At 65.6% G+C, this 19,650-nt stretch carries 18 protein-coding genes; 6 read left to right on the top strand and 12 right to left on the bottom strand.

What is annotated here, in order from left to right:
* Positions 1–3 precede the first annotated feature (3 nt).
* Genes nusB through ribBA form a run of 3 tightly spaced genes read right to left on the bottom strand, consistent with a single transcriptional unit; the run spans position 4 to position 2,162 of the window.
* Positions 4–441 (bottom strand): transcription antitermination factor NusB, encoded by a 438-nt coding sequence (gene nusB / locus QCE64_RS03680; RefSeq protein WP_309914580.1) that lies wholly within the window; start codon positions 439–441, stop codon positions 4–6.
* Entirely contained in the window at positions 438–947 is a 510-nt protein-coding gene (gene ribH, locus QCE64_RS03685) for a 6,7-dimethyl-8-ribityllumazine synthase (RefSeq protein ID WP_310002701.1), read from the bottom strand. The genes nusB and ribH overlap by 4 nt, the downstream gene beginning before the upstream one ends.
* Positions 948–998: 51 nt before the next feature.
* Positions 999–2,162, bottom strand: a complete 1,164-nt coding sequence (ribBA, locus tag QCE64_RS03690; protein WP_309914583.1) for a bifunctional 3,4-dihydroxy-2-butanone-4-phosphate synthase/GTP cyclohydrolase II — start codon at positions 2,160–2,162, stop codon at positions 999–1,001.
* 179 nt (positions 2,163–2,341) lie between these two features.
* Between ribBA and QCE64_RS03695 the strand changes: the two genes are divergently transcribed.
* Positions 2,342–2,854: a hypothetical protein gene (locus QCE64_RS03695; RefSeq protein WP_310002703.1), complete on the top strand. Its 513-nt coding sequence runs from the start codon at positions 2,342–2,344 to the stop codon at positions 2,852–2,854.
* Here the strand turns inward: QCE64_RS03695 and QCE64_RS03700 are convergent.
* The 4 genes from QCE64_RS03700 to QCE64_RS03715 all read right to left on the bottom strand — a co-directional run bounded on the left by QCE64_RS03700 (position 2,778) and on the right by QCE64_RS03715 (position 6,563).
* Positions 2,778–3,389: a riboflavin synthase gene (locus QCE64_RS03700; RefSeq protein WP_309914589.1), complete on the bottom strand. Its 612-nt coding sequence runs from the start codon at positions 3,387–3,389 to the stop codon at positions 2,778–2,780. The genes QCE64_RS03695 and QCE64_RS03700 overlap by 77 nt on opposite strands.
* A 45-nt stretch (positions 3,390–3,434) precedes the next feature.
* Positions 3,435–4,547, bottom strand: a complete 1,113-nt coding sequence (ribD, locus tag QCE64_RS03705) for a bifunctional diaminohydroxyphosphoribosylaminopyrimidine deaminase/5-amino-6-(5-phosphoribosylamino)uracil reductase RibD (protein WP_309914592.1) — start codon at positions 4,545–4,547, stop codon at positions 3,435–3,437.
* Between the two features lie 18 nt (positions 4,548–4,565).
* Positions 4,566–5,849 (bottom strand): glutamate-1-semialdehyde 2,1-aminomutase, encoded by a 1,284-nt coding sequence (gene hemL / locus QCE64_RS03710; RefSeq protein ID WP_310002705.1) that lies wholly within the window; start codon positions 5,847–5,849, stop codon positions 4,566–4,568.
* 165 nt (positions 5,850–6,014) lie between these two features.
* Entirely contained in the window at positions 6,015–6,563 is a 549-nt protein-coding gene (locus QCE64_RS03715) for a hypothetical protein (RefSeq protein WP_309914598.1), read from the bottom strand.
* Positions 6,564–6,714: 151 nt separating this feature from the next.
* On the opposite strand from QCE64_RS03715, the gene QCE64_RS03720 reads away from it, so the two are divergent.
* On the top strand, positions 6,715–7,926 hold the full coding sequence (locus QCE64_RS03720; RefSeq protein WP_310002707.1) for a Bcr/CflA family multidrug efflux MFS transporter: 1,212 nt from the start codon (positions 6,715–6,717) through the stop codon (positions 7,924–7,926).
* A gap of 15 nt (positions 7,927–7,941) precedes the next feature.
* Here the strand turns inward: QCE64_RS03720 and QCE64_RS03725 are convergent, their stop codons facing one another.
* A complete protein-coding gene (locus QCE64_RS03725; RefSeq protein ID WP_310002710.1) occupies positions 7,942–10,053 on the bottom strand; it encodes a prolyl oligopeptidase family serine peptidase in 2,112 nt (703 codons plus the stop codon).
* Between the two features lie 161 nt (positions 10,054–10,214).
* On the opposite strand from QCE64_RS03725, the gene QCE64_RS03730 reads away from it, so the two are divergent.
* A complete protein-coding gene (locus QCE64_RS03730; protein ID WP_309914608.1) occupies positions 10,215–10,358 on the top strand; it encodes a hypothetical protein in 144 nt (47 codons plus the stop codon).
* A gap of 2 nt (positions 10,359–10,360) precedes the next feature.
* On the opposite strand, the gene QCE64_RS03735 is transcribed toward QCE64_RS03730, so the two are convergent.
* The 4 genes from QCE64_RS03735 to QCE64_RS03750 form a co-directional block, all read right to left on the bottom strand.
* The gene (locus tag QCE64_RS03735) at positions 10,361–11,479 is read right to left on the bottom strand and encodes a sn-glycerol-3-phosphate ABC transporter ATP-binding protein UgpC (RefSeq protein WP_309914610.1); all 1,119 of its coding nucleotides are present in this window, start codon (positions 11,477–11,479) and stop codon (positions 10,361–10,363) included.
* 50 nt (positions 11,480–11,529) lie between these two features.
* Positions 11,530–12,387 carry a carbohydrate ABC transporter permease gene (locus QCE64_RS03740; protein WP_309807645.1) on the bottom strand — a complete coding sequence of 286 codons (858 nt, stop codon included), beginning with the start codon at positions 12,385–12,387 and terminating at the stop codon, positions 11,530–11,532.
* A complete protein-coding gene (locus tag QCE64_RS03745; RefSeq protein ID WP_309914612.1) occupies positions 12,377–13,315 on the bottom strand; it encodes a sugar ABC transporter permease in 939 nt (312 codons plus the stop codon). The genes QCE64_RS03740 and QCE64_RS03745 overlap by 11 nt, the downstream gene beginning before the upstream one ends.
* 194 nt (positions 13,316–13,509) lie before the next feature.
* Complete coding sequence (locus tag QCE64_RS03750) at positions 13,510–14,763, bottom strand: ABC transporter substrate-binding protein (protein ID WP_309807647.1); 1,254 nt, start codon at positions 14,761–14,763, stop codon at positions 13,510–13,512.
* Positions 14,764–15,408: 645 nt separating this feature from the next.
* Here QCE64_RS03750 and zwf point away from each other — a divergent pair.
* The 3 genes from zwf to QCE64_RS03765 all read left to right on the top strand — a co-directional run bounded on the left by zwf (position 15,409) and on the right by QCE64_RS03765 (position 19,606).
* The gene (gene zwf / locus QCE64_RS03755; protein ID WP_310002713.1) at positions 15,409–16,869 is read left to right on the top strand and encodes a glucose-6-phosphate dehydrogenase; all 1,461 of its coding nucleotides are present in this window, start codon (positions 15,409–15,411) and stop codon (positions 16,867–16,869) included.
* 117 nt (positions 16,870–16,986) lie between these two features.
* On the top strand, positions 16,987–17,703 hold the full coding sequence (pgl, locus tag QCE64_RS03760) for a 6-phosphogluconolactonase (RefSeq protein ID WP_309914619.1): 717 nt from the start codon (positions 16,987–16,989) through the stop codon (positions 17,701–17,703).
* A complete protein-coding gene (locus QCE64_RS03765; RefSeq protein ID WP_310002715.1) occupies positions 17,684–19,606 on the top strand; it encodes a bifunctional transcriptional regulator/glucokinase in 1,923 nt (640 codons plus the stop codon). The genes pgl and QCE64_RS03765 overlap by 20 nt, the downstream gene beginning before the upstream one ends.
* Positions 19,607–19,650: the final 44 nt, after the last annotated feature.

Raw genomic sequence — 19,650 nt, forward strand, 5'->3', positions numbered from 1 at the left:
CTACTACGCTCCGCGTCCACGCGCCTGCGCCTCGGTGGGACGCAGGGCGACAGCGAGCTTGTCGAGCACGCCATTGACGTACTTGTAGCCGTCCGAGCCGCCGAAGGTCTTCGTCAGTTCCACCGCTTCATTGATGACGACGCGATACGGCACGTCGATGTGATGTTTGAACTCGAAGGCCGCAACCAGCAGCACCGCGCGTTCGACCGGCGACAACTGGTCGATCGGCCGGTCCAGACACGGCTGCAACTGCTCGGACAACGTGTCCGCTTCCTTGATCACGCCGTGCAGGATGGCGTCCAGGTGTTCCTGGTCGGCCTTGTCGAAACCTTGCGTGGAACGCAGCTGCGCGTCGATTTCACCGGCGGGCGCACCGGACAGCAGCCATTGATAAAGCCCTTGCGTCGCGAGCTCGCGCGAACGGCGTCGTGCGCTCTTCATGCGCGGTCCTCGTCTTCTTCGTCTTCGTCTTCTTCATCGCCGCCGAGCTGTTCGAGCGCGACGCACAGATTCGCCATTTCAACCGCGACGCGCGCGGCATCGCGGCCCTTTTCGGTCATGCGCGCGACGGCCTGCTCGTCGTTCTCGGTCGTGAGCACGGCGTTCGCCACCGGAATGCCGAAGTCGAGCGCAATGCGCGAAATGCCCGCGCCGTTCTCGTTCGACACCAGTTCGAAGTGATAGGTCTCGCCGCGCACGACGCAGCCGACCGCGATCAGCGCGTCGAACTGGCCGGACTCAGCCAGCTTTTGCAGCGCGAGCGGAATTTCCAGCGCGCCGGGGACGGTGACGAGCAACACGTCTTCGCCGATCACGCCGAGACGCTCCAGTTCCTCGATGCACGCGTCGGCGAGGCCGTTGCACACCGGTTCGTTGAAGCGCGACTGTACGATGCCGACGCGCAGGCCGTCGCCGTCGAGGTTCGGCTGATATTGTCCGATTTCCATGAATTGAATCCGTTGGTTCTGTTGGAGAGGGGCGTCGGGTCCGGTCCGGTGTCAGGCCGAGCGCAGCTGGGCGACGGACGGCTCGACGGGCGCGGCGGTCGCGGGGCAGCCGGGCATCGGGATGAAGCCGGTGACTTCGAGCCCATAGCCCGACATGCTGCCGAGCTTGCGCGGATTCGAGAGCACCTGCATCTTGCCGACGCCGATGTCGCGCAGGATTTGCGCGCCGATGCCATAAGTCTTGAAGTCGATCGGCCGGCGTTGCAGTTCCTTGGCCTTTTCCTGCTGGTCGAACGCTTCGAACACGGCCACGAGGTGTTCCTTCGTGTCGCCGCAATTGAGCATGACGATGGCGCCGAGGTCGCGCGCGGCGATTTCCTTCATCGCGGCGTCGATGGTCCACGAGTGCATGGAGGCATCGATTTCGAGCAGGTCGAGCACCGAAAGCGGTTCGTGCACGCGCACCGGCGTTTCCTGCTCGGGACGCGGCGTGCCGCGCACCAGCGCGATGTGCGGCGAATGCGTGGGTTCGTCGCGGTACAGGATGGCGCGGAACGAGCCGTGCGCGGTCTGCATGGTGCGCTCGGAGACCTTCTCGATGATCGATTCGGTGCGGCTGCGATAGTGGATCAGGTCGGCGATCGAGCCGATCTTGATGCCGTGCTGCTCGCCGAACTCGATGAGATCCGGCAGGCGAGCCATTTCGCCGTCGTCCTTGATGACTTCGCAGATCACGGCGGCGGGTGTGAGGCCGGCGAGCGCGGTGAGGTCGCAGCCTGCTTCCGTGTGGCCGGCGCGGACCAGCACGCCGCCGGGCTGCGCCATGATCGGAAACACGTGGCCGGGCTGAACGATGTGTTCGGCGCGCGCGTCCGGCGCGACCGCCGCCTGGATGGTCCGGGCGCGGTCCGAGGCCGAAATGCCGGTGGTGACGCCCTCGGCGGCCTCGATGCTGACCGTGAACGCGGTGCCGTACTGCGTGCCGTTGCGCTGCGTCATCAGGGGCAGGTTGAGCTGCTGGCAGCGCTCCTGGGTGAGCGTCAGGCAGATCAGGCCGCGGCCGTATTTCGCCATGAAGTTGATGGCTTCGGGGGTGACGAATTCGGCGGCGAGAATCAGATCGCCTTCATTCTCGCGATCTTCTTCGTCGACGAGGATCACCATCCGGCCGGCTTTCAGTTCAGCGATGATCTCAGGAGTGGAGGCGAGCGACATGATGACGTCCCGTAAGGGTCCGGTTCGGGGAAAGGGCGTATTTTACGCCACGGCCGCCACGCGGGCGGCGAAATCCACGGAACGGCGGACGGGAAATTTCCTAGGCCATTCGGACGAATGGTGCGCGCGCGCCGGGCCTGAGAGACTGACTGGACCTCAACTCTCACGGCGTGACAACCATGATCAGCATGAAGCACAGAAACGGATCACAGGCGCTGACCGCTGCGGATCCGGCACTTTCCCCGGATCGCGCGGCGGTGCGCATCACGGACTATTTCGAGGCGCGGCTGCTCGAAATCGAGCGGCAGTGGATCGAGGCGGGTAATGCAGAGGCGTTCGACCTTCTGATCGAACGCCTGGATACGGAAGTGCTTCCCCAGCTCAGGACGGCGCCGCGCATGGGGCGCGATGTTTCCGGGCAGATTCCGGAGCAGTTCGAAGCGGCGCTCTGTGTGGGCTATCTCGTCGAGATGCTGGAGCGGGCGAGGGCGGCGGGCGGCAAACTGTACGTGCACGAGTTCGGCGACGCGCCGTCCGGAGAATATGCGCTGCTCTACCTGCTCGCGCAGGAGACGCTGTACCTGGTGTCGATCCGCGAGACCGGCGCCGGCGCCGTCACGACGCGCTCATCATCCGTTCCACATAGCGCGCAATCAGATCGATCTCCAGATTCACCCGGCTGCCCGCCTTGAGCGCGCTCAGCGTCGTGACTTCGACGGTATGCGGGATCAGGTTGATCGAAAACTCGCTGCCATCGGGGCGGTCGGTGACGGCGTTGACGGTGAGGCTCACGCCGTTCACCGTGACCGAACCCTTGTACGCGAGATACTTGCCGATCTCCTTCGGCGCGACGATGCGCAGTTCGTGCGACTCGCCCACCGGCTCGAATTTCGAAACGACGCCGAGGCCGTCCACGTGTCCTGAAACGAGATGGCCGCCCAGGCGGTCGTGCGCGCGCAAGGCCTTTTCCAGATTCACGCCGGTGCCGGCCTCGCCGAGGCCCACCGTCTTGTTCAGGCTTTCGCGCGACACATCGACATCGAAGGACTCGGGCGTCTTCTGGATCACCGTCATGCAGGCGCCCTGAATGGCAATGCTGTCGCCGAGTTCCACGTCGCTCAGGTCGAGCCCGCCGGCCGTGATGGTCAGGCGAACGCCCGCGTCCTGGGCGCCAAGCGGCGTGACTTTTTCGATGCGGCCCATCGCCGCGACAATACCTGTGAACATCTGGAGCGTTCCTTTTGAATCAGAAAATGACGGATCGAAATGCCGTCAGCTAGCCACGTTGGCTTCGGCGAAGCGCGCCAGAATGCGCAAATCGTCGCCCAAGCGGTCGATGCGATGAAATTTCAGATGCGGGCGCGCGTCGAGCGTGGCCGGCGGCGCGAAGTCGAACATGCCGGGCGCGCTGCCGAGCAGGCTCGGCGCCAGATAGACCAGCAATTCGTCGACGCAGCCTTCGCGCAGCAGCGAGCCGTTCAGCTTGTGGCCCGCTTCCACGTGCAGTTCGTTGATGCCGCGATCCGCGAGCGCCGTGAGCATGGCGGGCAGATCCACCTTGCCCTGCTCGTTCGAGATCTCGATCAGGTCCACGCCCTTGTCGCGCAGCGCGGCGGCGCGCGCGGGCTCGGCGTCGGCGGCATGGAAGATCCATGGCGGCGCGCCTTCGAGAATGCGGGCGGCAGGCGGCACGTCCAGACGGCTGTCGATCAGCACGCGCTGCGGCTGGCGCGGTGTATCCACCGCGCGCACCGTCAGTTGCGGATCATCCTCGCGCACGGTGCCGATGCCGGTGAGGATGGCGCAGGCGCGGGCGCGCCACGCGTGGCCGTCGGCGCGGGCGTCCTCGCCGGTGATCCACTGGCTGTCGCCGGACGGCAGCGCGGTGCGGCCGTCGAGCGTGGCCGCAACCTTCATGCGCACCCAAGGCCGGCGCCGCGTCATGCGCGACACGAAGCCGATGTTCAGCTCATGCGCTTCGTTCGCGAGCAGTCCGCAGCGCACGTCGATGCCCGCATCGCGCAACATGGTGAGACCTCGTCCGGACACCGCCGGATTCGGATCTTCCATCGCCGCGATCACCTTCTCGACGCGCGCGTCGATGAGCGCGTGCGCGCACGGCGGCGTGCGCCCGAAATGACTGCACGGTTCGAGCGTCACATAGGCCGTGGCGCCGCGCGGATCCTTGCCGCGCGAGCGCGCGTCCTTCAGCGCGCGAACCTCGGCGTGATCCTGACCGGCCGGCTGCGTGAAACCCATGCCGATCACTTCGCCGTTCTTGACGAGCACGCAGCCCACACGCGGGTTCGGCGTCGTCGTGTACATGCCTTTCGAAGCGAGCGCGAGCGCGCGCTCCATGTGCGTGAAATCGGTTTGCGAGAACATCGGCGCGGCCCGGCAGCGTCAGGCCGACAGCGACGCGAACACGCCGCGCGCCGCGTCGAGCGTCGCGCCGATCACGGCGTCGTCGTGCGCGCTCGACACGAAGCCCGCTTCGAACGCCGACGGCGCGAAGTACACGCCCGCGTCGAGCATCGCATGGAAGAAGGCGTTGAAGCGCAGCGTGTCGCCTTGCTGGATCTGCGCGAAACTCGCCGGCACCTGTTCGGAGAAATACAGGCCGAACATGCCGCCGATCGAGTCGGCGCAGAACGGAATCCGGGCCTCGCGCGCGGCGGCCGTCAAGCCGTCGACGAGCTTGCGGGTCTGTTTCGCGAGGTCGTCGTAGAAGCCGGGGCGCTGGATCAGGCGCAGGGTCGCGAGACCGGCGGCCACCGCAATCGGATTGCCGGAGAGCGTGCCCGCCTGATAGACGCCGCCCAGCGGCGCCAGGTGGGCCATGATGTCGCGCCGCCCGCCGAAGGCCGCCGCCGGCATGCCGCCGCCGATCACCTTGCCGAGACACGTGAGGTCGGGCTTGATGCCGTAGACCTCCTGCGCGCCGCCGAGCGCCACGCGGAAGCCGCACATGACTTCGTCGAAGATTAGGACCGTGCCGTATTCGGTGCAGCGCTCGCGCAGCGCGTTCAGGAATTCAGGCGTCGCGCGCACGAGATTCATGTTGCCGGCCACCGGCTCGACGATCACCGACGCCACTTCCGCGCCGAAGGCCTTGAACGCCTCGTTCAATTGCTCGACGTTGTTGTATTCGAGCACCGTGGTGTGCTTTGCGATGTCGGCCGGCACGCCCGCCGAAGTCGGATTGCCGAACGTGAGCAGGCCGGAACCGGCCTTGACGAGCAGGCTGTCGGCGTGGCCGTGATAGCAGCCTTCGAACTTGATGATGCGGCTGCGGCCCGTGAAACCGCGCGCCAGACGCAGCGCGCTCATGGTGGCTTCCGTGCCGGACGACACCATGCGCACCTGTTCGATCGACGGCACGAGCTTGCAGATTTCCTCGGCAATCTCGATCTCGGCTTCGGTCGGCGCGCCGAACGAGAAACCCTGCGCCAGCACGCGCTGGACGGCGGCCAGCACGTCCGGGTGGACGTGGCCGAGAATCATGGGACCCCACGAGCCGATGTAGTCGATATAGCGCTTGCCGTCCGCATCCCAGAAATACGGGCCTTGTGCGCGCTCGATGAAACGCGGCGTGCCGCCTACCGAGCGGAACGCCCGCACCGGCGAGTTCACGCCGCCCGGAATGGTTCGCTGTGCGCGTTCGAAGAGTGCTTGATTCTTGGACATGGATGGAAGCCTGCGCTGAAGGTGAATGCGGGAGCCGCGCCGGAGCGGCCGCGCGCCGGGTGGGCGCTGGCCCGCGGAACGCGCGATCCGACGCGAAAAACGGTGCTGAAATTGTACCGGAGTCGTTGCGACCAGGCCGGGTCGGGGCCTGGCCGTTGACGGGCGTCAAGCGGGCTTGCGGGGCGTGCGGGCGCGTGTCCGGCGCGCGGTGGGCGCAGGTTCGGGAGCAGGAGCGGGAGCGGCTTGCGTCATGGGCGGCGGTACAGGAGGCCGCGAGCGCCGCCCGGTGCGCTCGGTCCAGCGCTTCTCCAGCGCGCCTTCGGCCATTGGCTTGATGAGCGTGCCGGACATCTGCGCGTCCCAGGTCTGCACCGAGAAGGGATGGGCCCGCAGTTCGTCGCGCGTGACGACCACCTGCTCGTGCGCATCGACAAGCCAGTCATAGACGAAGTCGATGCACAGCCGGTAGCCCCGCTTGCTGCCGGCGTCCGGCACCTCGTAGGGCGCGCGCGTCACGTATCCCGACGCGAACACGCCCTTTGGCTCCTGCGCCACCCGGTGCACGAACACGCGGTCGCCCGGCAGCAGGCCGCGTGCCGTGCCGCAGCCCCAGACATCGGCGACGGCTTCCCCCGCGCTCACCCGGCGCGCCAGGTCAGGCAGTTCGGGCCATGGCCACTTCTTGGGGCTCCAGATCAGCAGGAAGGCGGTCATCGGGGCGGTGCGTCGAGTGAATGAAAGAAGCGTCGAGCTTAGCGCACGGCGCGGTTCAGGGCCGGATCATGACAAAGCGTCGCGTACAATGACCGTTCTCTCGCGCGGCCGAACGCCGCACCGCCTCCACCTTTCCCGTCCTGCGAACCTCATGTCCGACAGCTCCCGGCGCCGGCCCGACGGCCGTTTGATTCTGCTGCTCGGCGCGCTCGCCGCCTGCGGCCCGCTGTCGATCGACATGTATCTGCCGAGCCTGCCCGCGCTGGCGGCGTCCTTCGGCACGAGCCCGGCCGCCGCGCAAAGCACGCTGACCAGCTTCATGTTCGGCTTCTCGTTCGGCATGCTGCTCTATGGCCCGATGTCCGACGCCTACGGCCGCCGGCCCGTCCTGCTCGGCGGGATTGCGCTGTATGCCCTGGCGAGCATCGCGTGCGCGGCGGCGTTTTCCATCGATGCCCTCGTGCTCGTGCGCTTCCTGCAGGCGCTGGGCGCGGGCGCGGCCTCGGTGCTGGCGCGCGCCATCGCCCGCGACGCGCACGCACCGGCCGACGCCGCCCGCGTGCTGTCGATGCTGTCCATCGTCACGTCGATGGGCCCGCTGCTCGCGCCGCTGATCGGCGGGCAGTTGATCCTGCTGGGCGGCTGGCGCGTCGTGTTCATCGCGCTGACGCTGTTCGGGCTGACCTGCGCCGTCACCGCGTTCCTGCGCGTGCCGGAAACCTGGCCGAAGGAGAAGCGCGCGAGTTCGGCGTTGGCCAAGTCGTTCGCCGCCTACCGGCACCTGCTCACCGATCCGGTCACCTGGGGCCACATGATCTGCGGCGGCATGGCCTTCGCGTCGATGTTCGCGTACATCACGGCCACGCCGTTCGTCTACATCGACTATTTCCATGTGAAGCCGCAGTTCTACGGCTTCCTGTTCGGGCTCAATATCGTGGGCATCATCGCGGGCAATGTGCTCAACACGAAGTGGGTCGGCCGGGTGGGCGCGATGAAGATGATCTCGGCGGCGTCATTCGTGAGCGTGGCCGCGGCGCTCGCGGTCGCGCTGGTGTCGCTGACGGGGTGGGGCGGCCTGTGGTCGATCGTCGTGTGCCTGTTCTTCGTGGTCGGCGTGGTCGGGCTGCTCTCGGCCAATTGCACGACCGAACTGATGCACCGCTATCCGCACAACGCAGGCGCGGCCGCCGCCGTGTTCGGCGCGATGCAGCTCGCGCTCGGCGCGCTGTCGAGTCTCGCGGTGGGTCTGTTTCACGATGTCTCGCCGCACGGCATGGGCATCGTGATTGGCGTGAGCGGGGTGCTGACCTTCGCCGGGCGCACGCTGGTGCTGCGTTCGCACGCTGCGCCGGTGAAGGTGTGAGCCGCGAACTCCCGTTCAGGTCAACAGACCCACTCGCGCCGCGAGAAACGTGAAAGCGGCGGCTTCCGTCCGCGCCACGGCGTCCGGCTCCACGCCCGCGCCGTGACCGCCTTCGCCGGTTTCCGCGTACCACACGTCCGGATGTCCTTGCGCCTGCATCTTCGCCACCATCTTGCGGCCGTGCGACGGATGCACGCGGTCGTCCATCGTCGATGAAGTGAACAGCGCCGGCGGATAGGCAGTCTGCGCCGCCACCTTCTGATAAGGCGAATAGGTCATCAGGAAGCGCAGGTCGTCGGGGTTGTCGGGATCGCCGTATTCGTCGATCCACGACGCGCCTTGCAACAACTGATGAAAGCGCGCCATGTCGAGCAGCGGCACTTCCGACAGCACGGCGCCGAACAGTTCCGGCCGCTGCACCATGCAGGCGCCCACGAGCAGGCCGCCATTGCTGCCGCCGCGGATGGCCAGTTGCTGGCTGGACGTGACGCCCGAATCGATGAGCGCCTGTGCGACCGCAATGAAATCGTCGAAGGCGATCTGCCGTTTCTCGCGCAACGCCGCCTGATGCCACGCCGGTCCGAATTCACCGCCGCCGCGAATGTTCGCCATTGCATACAGCCCGCCGCGTTCGAGCCAGGCGATGCCGGTCGTCGCGTCGTAAGCCGGATCCAGCGCGACTTCGAAACCGCCATAGCCGTACAGCACGCAAGGGCGCGCAGCGGTGTTCGTCTCGACGTCACGCCCGATCAGCCAATACGGAATGCGCTCCCCGTCCGGCGCGATGGCGTGCCGGCGCACGGCGGACATGCCGCCGGCGTCGAACTGCGCGGGCAGGCGGGCGAGCAACTGCCAGGGCGCGTCGCTTGCGAGATCCGCGTAATACAGCGACGGCGGCACCAGGAAATGTTCGGCATCGATGAGCACGGTGTCGTCGTGTTCGCTGTCGATCGCGGACACGTACGCATGACTTGCCTTCGGCAACTCGAATGCACGGGTCTGCCAGGCTTGCGCGTCGTCCGCGGGCGGTCGCATCAGCGTGACGCGCGGCTCACCATCGTCCATTGCCGAGACGATCAGCCAATTTTTCGTGAAGTCGATTCCGGCGAGCACCCGACGCTCGGCCGGCGTGTACAGCACGGTGAATTGCCGCGAACCCGCGAGGAATGCGTCGCGGCGGATGACGGTGAGCGTGCCGGGCGCATGGCGGCGGCCACCCGCGTTCCAGTACTTGCGCGGCGTGACGAAGAGCCAGCCGTGCCAGTGGGTCATCTCCGCGTGCGCGGGCAACTCGTACTGGCGCCACTCGCCGGAGGTTTCGTCCAGCCAGTAGTTCAGCGTGTCGAAGAAACTGGTCGAGCGGGATGCAACATGCAGCTTTTCGATCGGGAGATAGTCCACGCCCGCCGAAACGTCACGCCGTTCGCCTTCGAACACGACGGGCGCATCGGCGAGCGGCGTGCCGCGCGACCAGCGCCGCGCCTGGCGCGGAAATCCCGACGTGGTGAGCGCGGGGCGCGGGTTGGTCCGGCTGTCGTCCCAGCCGACGTAGACCGTATCGCGGTCGATCCACGAGATGTCGTGCTTGCCGACTTCGGGCAGACAGAAGCCGTCCGTGACGAAGGTCTTCGTCTCGATATCGAACTCGCGCACCACGAGCGCGTCCGAGCCGCCGGGCGAAAGGCTCACCAGCGCGCGGTCGTAGGTCGGGTAGAGCAGGTCGAAGCCGGCGAGCGCCCAGCGCGTGTCGTCGTCCTCGCGCGTGTTGACGTCGAGGGCGTCGATATCGAGCACGGTTTCCCATTCGGGCGTGCCGGCGAGCCACGCGCTCCACGGCGTGCGCCGCGTGATGCCGAGCGGATGCGCGTCGTCCTGCCAGGTGTTGTAGCCCCAGTCGTTGTAACGCGTGCACACGACGATGCGGTCCTGCGACGTATACACAGCTTCCAGTCGCGCGGCGAGCGCATGCGCGTCGGGCGTGGCGCCGAAGGCGGTCTCCGTGCGGCGGTTCTGGGCTTCGACCCAGGCTTGCGCGCGCGGATCGTCGAGGGCCTCGAGGCCGATGAAGGGATCGGCGCCTTCGGACGCCGGCCAGGCGAGTTCGGGATGCGAGGAGAGAAAGGGCATGCGGGGTGCGAAGGTTCGGGTGACGAAAAAGGGATTGTGCCAGCCACGCTAGCCAGATGATGCTTCGACGAGGCGAGCGCGGGGCATGGCCGTTCTCGCTTGCTGCGACGCGGATATGTCCCGGCCGGCGCCGATGATCGCAAAGCTTCAACGCGTCGAGCATGAAAGGCAATCCGAAATATCCGGAAAATTGTTTCGACAATCGGCCGCCATTCCAGCGTCCAACCCTCAGCAGCCATTCAATCCCGAGCATCAAAAAAAACGCCACGGCGAACCGTGGCGTCCAGACTGCCTTCGAGCGCTGACCTCAAGCCAGCCGCTCCTCCGTCTGCGGATCGAACAGCACGGCCTTCGAGACATCGAACAGCAGCGTCATGTTCGACAGCGGCTGCGGATTCGACGCCGGGTGCACGCGCGACACGATGCGCTTGCTATTCACCTGGGCGAACACCAGCGTGTCCGGCCCGGTCGGTTCGATCACGTCGACGCGCACGTCCACCGGCTGCAAGCTCGTGTCGGAGACATCGTGCGCGCTGCGCGAGTCGGTGATGCGTTCCGGACGCAAGCCGAGGATCACGTCCTGACCCAGCTTGCCGCGCAGGCGGCCCGCATCGAAGGGCAGGTTCAGCACCTTCTGCGCGACGCCCGTATCCAGCTGCAAGCCGACGCCCGCGCCCGCTTCCACCAGCTTGCCGGTGATGAAGTTCATCGGCGGCGCGCCGATGAAACCCGCCACGAACAGATTCGACGGCGCGTCGTAGATTTCCTGCGGCGCGCCGAACTGCTGCACGACGCCATCCTTCATCACGGCGATGCGATCGCCCAGCGTCATCGCCTCGATCTGGTCGTGCGTCACGTACACGATCGTCGTGCCCAGGCGCTGATGCAGCAGCTTGATCTCCGAACGCATCTCGATGCGCAGCTTCGCATCGAGGTTGGAGAGCGGTTCGTCGAACAGGAACATCACGGGGTCGCGGGCCAGCGCGCGGCCCATCGCGACGCGCTGACGCTGGCCGCCCGACAGCTGGCCCGGCTTGCGGTCCAGCAGGTGGCCGATCTGCAGCGTCTCGGACACGCGATCGACGATCTTCTTCTGCTCGTCCTTCGGCACCTTGCGGATGTTGAGGCCGAACGAGATGTTGTCGCGCACGCTCATCGACGGGTAGAGCGCGTAGGACTGGAACACCATCGCGATATCGCGGTCCTTCGGCGAGAGGTCGTTGACCGTCTTGCCGTCGATCATGATGTCGCCCTTGGTGACCGTCTCGAGCCCCGCGATCATGTTCAGCAAGGTCGATTTGCCGCAGCCCGAGCCGCCCACGAGAATCAGGAACTGACCGTCCTCGATGTCGATGTTGACGCCCTTGAGAACCGGCACCCCGTTCGGGTAGGTCTTGTACACGTCACGGATGGAAAGGCTTGCCATGTGAATCCTCTATGTAGTCTCTTCAACAGGGGATCGCGCGATTGCGGCGATCAACCCTTCACCGCGCCGGCCGTCAGCCCGCGCACGAAATAACGTCCTGCGATCATGTAGACCAGGATGGTCGGCAGCGCGGCGATGATCGCGCCCGCCATGTCGACGTTGTATTCCTTGACGCCCGTCGACGTGTTCACCAGGTTGTTCAGCGCCACCGTGATCGGCATGGAGTCCACACCCGAGAACACGATCCCGAACAGGAAGTCATTCCAGATCTGCGTGAACTGCCAGATCAGGCACACCATGAAGATCGGCAGCGACACCGGCAGCAGGATCTTCGTGAAGATCGTGAAGAAGCCCGCGCCGTCGATGCGCGCCGCCTTCACCAGCTCGGCCGGAATGCTCACGTAGAAGTTGCGGAAGAACATCGTCGTGAACGCGATGCCGTAGATCACGTGAACCAGCACCAGGCCCGTGGTCGTGTTCGACAGGCCGAGGAAGCCTTGCAGTCGCGCCATCGGCAGGAGAATGGCCTGGAACGGGATGAAGCAGCCGACCAGCAGCATCGTGAAGAGGCCATCCGCGCCGCGAAAGCGCCAGTGCGTGAGCACATAGCCGTTGAACGCACCGATGAACGATGAGATCAGCACGGCCGGAATCACCATGCGCACCGAGTTCATGAAGAACGGCTGCATGCCGTCGCAGCGCACGCCGGTACAGGCTTCCTGCCAGGCCTTGACCCACGGCGCGAAGGTAAAGTGCGTCGGCGGCGTCAGCAGGTTGCCCGTGCGCAACTGGTCGAGATCCTTGAAGGAGGTCGACAGCATCACGTAGATCGGGAACAGGAAGTAGAGCGCGAAGAGAATCAGCACCGCATAGATGACGGCGCGGCTCAAGGTCATCTTAGGCTGCATTGCGGGTGCTCCTCGATTCGAGATACATGAGCGGTACGAGCACCGCGACGACCGTGGCGAGCATCATCATCGACGACGCCGCGCCGACGCCGAGCTGCCCCCGGTTGAACGAGAACGTGTACATGAAGATGGCCGGCAGCGAGGACGACGTGCCCGGACCGCCCGCCGTCAGCGCGACCACCAGGTCGAAGGTCTTGATCGTGATGTGGCAGAGGATCAGCAGCACCGAGAAGAACACCGGGCGCATGCTCGGAATCACGATCTTGCGATAGATGGTGGGCAGCGTCGCGCCGTCCACTTGCGCGGCCTTGAAGATCTCGGCATCGACGCCGCGCAATCCCGCGAGGAACAGCGCCATCACGAAGCCGGTGGATTGCCACACCGCCGCGATCACGACGCAGAAGATGGCCTTGTCCGGGTCGCCCAGCCAGTTGAACGAGAAGCTCGTCCAGCCCCAGTCGTGGAACACCTTTTCGAGGCCGAGACCCGGGTTCAGGATCCACTGCCACGCGGTGCCGGTGACGATGAACGAGAGCGCCATCGGGTAGAGAAAGATGGCGCGCAGCGCGCCTTCGTTGCGGATCTTCTGGTCGAGCAGGATGGCGAGGAACAGCCCGAGGATCACGCAGATCGCGATGAACGGAATGCCGAACCAGCCGAGATTGGCGGCGGAGGTCCACCAGACATCGTTGGCGAAGAGCTGCTTGTAGCGGTCGAAGCCCGCGAAGGTATAGCGCGGCATCAGCCGCGACTCCGACAGCGAGAGATAACCCGTGATGCCGATGAAGCCGTACACGAACACGAGGGCGATCGCGACGCTGGGCGCGAGCACCAGCTTCGGGATCCAGCGATCGGCGAGCGCCGACGTGGGCGGCGCGCGACGCGGCGGGTTTTGCGGTTTCTTGTCCGCGGTAAGGGAGGCAGTCACGACTCGACTCCTGGAAAATGCGCCGACGCTCGGTGCGCTCTGTCGCACTTTTCTTCTGGCGCCTGTGGCGGAATGGCTATGCTTCGGCGGAAGCAAACGGCGCTGCTTGCAGCTGGCGTGATGCGGGTGAGGCAGATGCTTGTTCGTGGAAGCGGCGCGCCCGAATGAGCGCGCCGCTTCGGAGTGCAGCTGACTTACTTCGTCTTGGCGGCGTTCGCGAGCGCAGCCACCGCGCTCTTCGAATCCTGCGACGAATTCATGAACTTCGTCACGACGTCCGTCATGGCGCCGGCGACGGCGTCGCCCTGAGCCATGCCGTGCGCGAGCGACGGAACATAGCCGCCCGATTTGATCGCCGTCTGTTCATCAGCGTAGGACTTCTTCGCGCAGTCGTCGAATTTAGCCATCGACACGCCGAGACGGACCGGGATCGAGCCCTTGTTCAGGCTGAACTGCTCCTGGAACTCCGGCGTCATGATGGTCTTCGCGAGCGCGAGCTGGCCCGGCGTCGCGGCCTTCTGGTCCTTCTGCTGGAAGAACACGAAGGAATCGACGTTGAAGGTGTAGGCCTTGTCCGTGCCCGGCACCGGCGCGCAGATGTAGTCCGTGCCCGCCTTCTTGTTCGCGCCGGCGAATTCACCCTTCGCCCAGTCGCCCATGAACTGCATGCCCGCCTTGCCCTGGATGACCATGGCCGTCGCGAGGTTCCAGTCACGGCCGGTGCGGCCGCTGTCGAAATAGCCCTGGATCTTGCGGACGGTGTCGAACACCTGAATCATCTGCGGCGACGTCAGCGTCTTCTGGTCGAGATCGACGATCGCCTTCTTGTAGAAGTCCGCGCCCTGCGAGAGCACCACGTCTTCCCACAGCGTCAGGTCTTGCCACGGCTGGCCGCCCATCGCGATCGGCATGATGCCCGCGGCCTTCATCTTGTCGGCCACCTGGAAGAACTCGTTCCAATTGGTCGGCACCTTGCCGCCGGCCTTGTCGAGCGCCGCCTTGTTGATGTACAGCCAGTTCACGCGGTGCACCGAGAAGGGCGCGGCGACGTAATGGCCGTCTGCGTGGATGATCTTGTCGATTTCCGGCGGCAGGTTCTTCTTCCAGTCACCCGCGACGGAGTCGATCGGCACGAGCACGCCTTGCTCGGCCCATTCCTGGATCAGCGGACCCTTGATCTGCGCGGCCGAAGGCGCATTGCCCGAGATCACCTGGGTCTTCAGCGCGGTCATCGCCGCCGCGCCCGCGCCGCCCGCCACCGCGAAGTCCTTCCACTGATAGCCCTGCTTGGTCATGTCGTCCTTGAGCACGCCGACCGCCTTCGATTCGCCGCCGGACGTCCACCAGTGCAGCACCGAGACCGCCTCGGCTGCCTGCACCGCCGACGCCGTCGCACCGCACAGAAGACCTGCGGCGCACAGTGCGCCCATGAGCTTACGGACTTTCATTGTTTATCTCCTCGACACCTGAACAAGAAACGATTGGCTCCCGAAGCCGCCAGAAGCATTGTTGGAAAAACAGTGGTCAAAAACGGCACAACGTGGGCGGCCGGGAATCGGCGGTGCCGGCGGGATGCGGCAGGCGCGGGCGCATGAAACGCCGCGTGCGTGCAGGGCCGGCAGACCGATAGCGGCCGCACGGCTCTCAAGAGATGAGTGGGTGGAATCGCAACTGCTGTCTCCTCTTTTGATTTTTGCCGGCCAAGGCGCGCGGAGCTGCGGAGCGCGCCGGGTACGGCGGCGAGGCTGAGCGCACTGGAACACTGGAGCTGAAAGGCACGCCTTGCGTGAAAAGCAAGGGTTCCGGGGCTCCGATAACATGCGCTCAGAAGGTCGGCGGGGAAACTGCGCGCTGTCCGATGACTCTCTTTGACAGTGGGTTTGCCCTGCGATGACATTTCCTCTTGATTTGAATTGTAGTTAAACTACAATTCAGTGTCAAAAAAAATTTTATCGGACTACGGCCGGTTTAGAGGAATTCTTCAGCGCATGCTTCAAAATAGCGCTGAAATCGTCCCGTAATGGCCTTGAAAGTTCGATAACGCAGCGCCACCGTTTCGACTCATCCAGCGTCAGGAACCCACGTTCAGACCCATGCAAAGCGATTCGAACTTCATCTTCGTCCTCTTCGGCGGCACCGGCGACCTCTCCATGCGCAAGATTCTTCCCGCGCTGTTCGAGGCCCATCGCGCGGGCATGCTCAACCCGGCAGGCAGGATCGTCTGTGTCGCGCGCGAATCGCTGGACCAGGCCGCGTACCGCGCATGGGTGGAAGAGCACGTGAAGCCGCATGTGTCGAAGAGCGGCGTGGACGAACCGGCCTGGCGCAGCTTTCTCGAACGCTTTGAGTACGTCGGCATCGATCTCGGGCGCGCCGAAGACTTCGTCACGTTACGTGACGCGCTCGCGCAGTACGACGGCACGCGCGTGTTCTACCTGGCAACCGGCCCGTCGCTGTTCGTGCCCATCTGCCGCGCACTGGCGGATGTCGGCCTCAACAAGAATGCGCGCATCGTGCTGGAGAAGCCGCTCGGCTACGACCTGAAGTCGTCGAACGCGATCAATGACGCCGTCGGCGAGATCTTCGAGGAAGAGCAGATCTACCGGATCGATCACTACCTCGGCAAGGAGCCGGTGCAGAACCTGCTGGCACTGCGGTTTTCCAACGTGCTGTTCGAGCCGCTGTGGCGGCGCGAGTGGGTCGAGAGCATCCAGATCACGATCGCGGAAGAACTGGGCGTGGAAGCGCGCGGCGACTTCTACGACAATACAGGCGCGTTGCGCGACATGGTGCAGAACCACTTGTTGCAGCTGCTCTCCATCGTGACCATGGAGCCGCCGCATTCCATCGATTCAGACTCCGTGCGCGACGAAAAGCTGCGCGTGCTGCGCGCGTTGAAGCCGGTGGACGAGCGCGACATCAGCCGGGTCGCGGTGCGCGGTCAGTATCATGCGGGCGTGATCCGCGGCGCGGCGGTGCCGGCCTATGCCACCGAAAAGGGCGTGCGCCCCGACAGCAACACGGAAACCTTTGTCGCGCTGAAGGTGGAAATCGAGAACTGGCGCTGGGCGGGCGTGCCGTTCTTCCTGCGCACGGGCAAGCGGCTGGCGGACCGGGTCGCGGAGATCGTGGTGAATTTCCGCGCCGTGCCGCATTCGGCGCTGGGGGCAAATGCGTCGCGCGTGGGCGTGAACCGGCTGGTGATCCGCCTGCAGCCGAACGAGTCCATTCGGCTGTACTGCCTCGCGAAGCAGCCGGGCGAAGGCATGAATCTGGCAAGCGTGCATCTCGACCTCGCGTTCGATCAGTTCTTCAAGGAAGGACAGATGGAGGCGTATCAGCGCCTGCTGCTCGACGTGATCCATGGCCGGCTCGCGCTGTTCGTGCGGCGCGACGAGCAGGAAGCGGCGTGGCGCTGGGTCGAGCCGATTTTGAACGCGTGGGCGTCGTCGGCCAACAAGCCGAAGCCGTATGCATCGGGCACGTGGGGGCCGGCGGCATCGAGCGCGATGCTTGCGCAGCACGGCACCTGCTGGCTCGAGGAAGAAAACTGAAGACGTCACGCCGACGCCGCCCGTCAGAGGCACGCGGCGACCCCAGACCGCTTCGCCCATCATTGCGATGGCGCAGGCAGAAAGCGGATCGATAAACCAAAACAAGCAGGAGGAGCAGTGATCGAGCTTCACACTTTCGATGACCCTCGCGCCCATTCGGACGCGCTGGCGAAAGCCGTGGCGGACGCACTGAGCGCGACGCTCGCGGCGCGGGGCGCAGCCTCGGCCGACGCCGACGCCGCCGGACAGGGCGCGCACGCCACGCTCGCGGTATCGGGCGGCAGCAGCCCGAAGCCGTTCTTGCAGGCGCTCTCGCACGAGCCGCTCGACTGGGCGCATATCGACGTCACCCTGGTCGACGACCGCTGGGTGCCCGAAACCGATCCGGCGAGCAACGCGGAATTCGCGCGCAACACCGTCCTGCAGAACGCGGCGGCGGCCGCTTATTTCCTGCCGCTCGTCGACACGACGAAGCCGCTCGAAAGCCACGTCGCGGAACTGAACGCCGACCCGCGCCGCCGCCTGCCGGATGTCGCCGTGCTCGGCATGGGCGAGGACGGCCACACGGCGTCCATCTTCGCCGATGCCCCCGAGTGGGACTTCGCCATCAGCACGCCGGACCGTTTCGTCGCCGTGCATCCGGGCGCGGCGCCCCATGCGCGCGTAAGCCTGTCGATGTCGGCGCTGACGCAGGTCGGGCAACTGTATTTGTTCATCGCCGGGCAGAAGAAACTCGACGTCCTGAATGCCGCGCTCGCCGCGCCGCAGAAGAACGCCATCTCGACGCTGGCCCATGCTGAAGGAGTGAAGCTCGATGTCTACTGGTGTGCATAAGGGCGTGCATAAGGCAGCGGCTCAGCACGCCGACGGACCGAGACTCCTGGCCGATGTCGGCGGCACCAATGCGCGCTTCGCGCTGGAGACGGCGCCGGGCGAGATCGGCCAGATCCGCGTCTATCCGGGCGCGGATTATCCCGGCATCGCCGAGGTGATGCAGCAGTATCTGAAGGACACGCAGGTCAGCCGCGTGAATCACGCGGCGATCGCCATTGCCAATCCGGTCGACGGCGATCACGTCAAGATGACCAATCACGACTGGAGCTTTTCCATCGAGGCGACGCGCCGCGCGCTCGGCTTCGACACGCTCCTGGTCGTGAACGACTTCACCGCGCTGGCCATGGCCGTGCCCGGCCTGACCGACGCGCAGCGCGTCCAGGTGGGCGGCGGCGCGCGCCGGCAGAACAGCGTGATCGGCCTGCTCGGGCCGGGTACGGGTCTGGGCGTGTCGGGCCTGATTCCCGCCGATGACCGCTGGATCGCGCTCGGCAGCGAAGGCGGTCACGCCACCTTCTCGCCGTTCGACGAACGCGAAGATCTCGTCATGCGCTTCGCGCGCCGCAGGTTTCCGCACGTATCGTTCGAGCGGGTCTGCGCGGGGCAGGGGCTGGAGCTGATCTACCGGGCGCTGGCTGAACGGGATGCCGTGAACGTCGCGGACTCCTTCAGCGCCGCCGACGTCACGCATCGCGCGCTGGACGGCGAAGCGCTCGCGCTGGAAACGGTCAACTGCTTCTGTGCCATTCTCGGCACCTTCGCGGGCAATATCGCGGTGACGCTCGGCGCGCTGGGCGGGATTTTCATCGGCGGCGGCATCGTGCTGAAGCTCGGCGAACTGTTCCACAAGTCGCCGTTCCGCGAGCGCTTCGAGGCCAAGGGACGCTTCCAGCAATATCTCGCTGGCATTCCCACCTTCATCATCACGGCCGAGTATCCGGCGTTCCTCGGCGTTTCGGCGATCCTGTCCGAGCAGTTGTCGAATCGCGCGAACAGCGGGTCATCGGCGGTGTTCGAGCGCATCCGCCAGATGCGCGATGCGTTGACGCCCGCCGAGCGGCGCGTGGCCGACCTCGCGCTGAACCATCCGCGCTCGATCATCAACGATCCGATCATCGACATCGCGCGCAAGGCCGACGTGAGCCAGCCCACCGTGATCCGCTTCTGCCGCTCGCTTGGCTGCCAGGGTCTGTCCGACTTCAAGCTGAAGCTCGCGACCGGGCTGACCGGCACGATTCCGGTGAGTCACAGCCAGGTGCATCTCGGCGACACGGCCACCGACTTCGGCGCGAAGGTGCTCGACAACACGGTGTCGGCCATCCTGCAACTGCGCGAGCATCTGAACTTCGACAACGTCGAGCGCGCGATCGACATCCTCAACGGTGCGCGGCGCATCGAGTTCTACGGGCTGGGGAATTCGAACATCGTCGCGCAGGACGCGCACTACAAGTTCTTCCGCTTCGGCATTCCGACCATCGCGTACGGCGACCTGTACATGCAGGCCGCGTCCGCCGCGCTGCTGGGCAAGGGCGATGTGATCGTCGCGGTATCGAAGTCGGGCAGGGCGCCGGAACTGCTGCGCGTGCTGGAAGTGGCGATGCAGCAGGGCGCGACGGTCATCGCCATCACGTCGAGCAACACGCCGCTCGCCAAGCGGGCCACGGTCGCGCTGGAAACCGATCACATCGAGATCCGCGAGTCGCAGTTGTCGATGATTTCGCGCATCCTGCACCTGCTGATCATCGACATCCTTGCGGTCGGCGTGGCGATCCGTCGCGCGGCGCCGCAGCCGGGCGCCAAGCTCACCGAGACGGTCGAGAAGGCGCGCGCATCCGGCGACGATGACGCGGCCGCGGTGCTCGACTGGTTGAGTCATGGCGCGTCGGGGTCGGCGCGGGAATAACGCCGACTTTGTTTCTGACGCGAAAGCCGCCGGCCTACACCGGC

This window comes from Caballeronia sp. LZ043 (assembly GCF_031451075.1).
GTDB lineage: Bacteria > Pseudomonadota > Gammaproteobacteria > Burkholderiales > Burkholderiaceae > Caballeronia.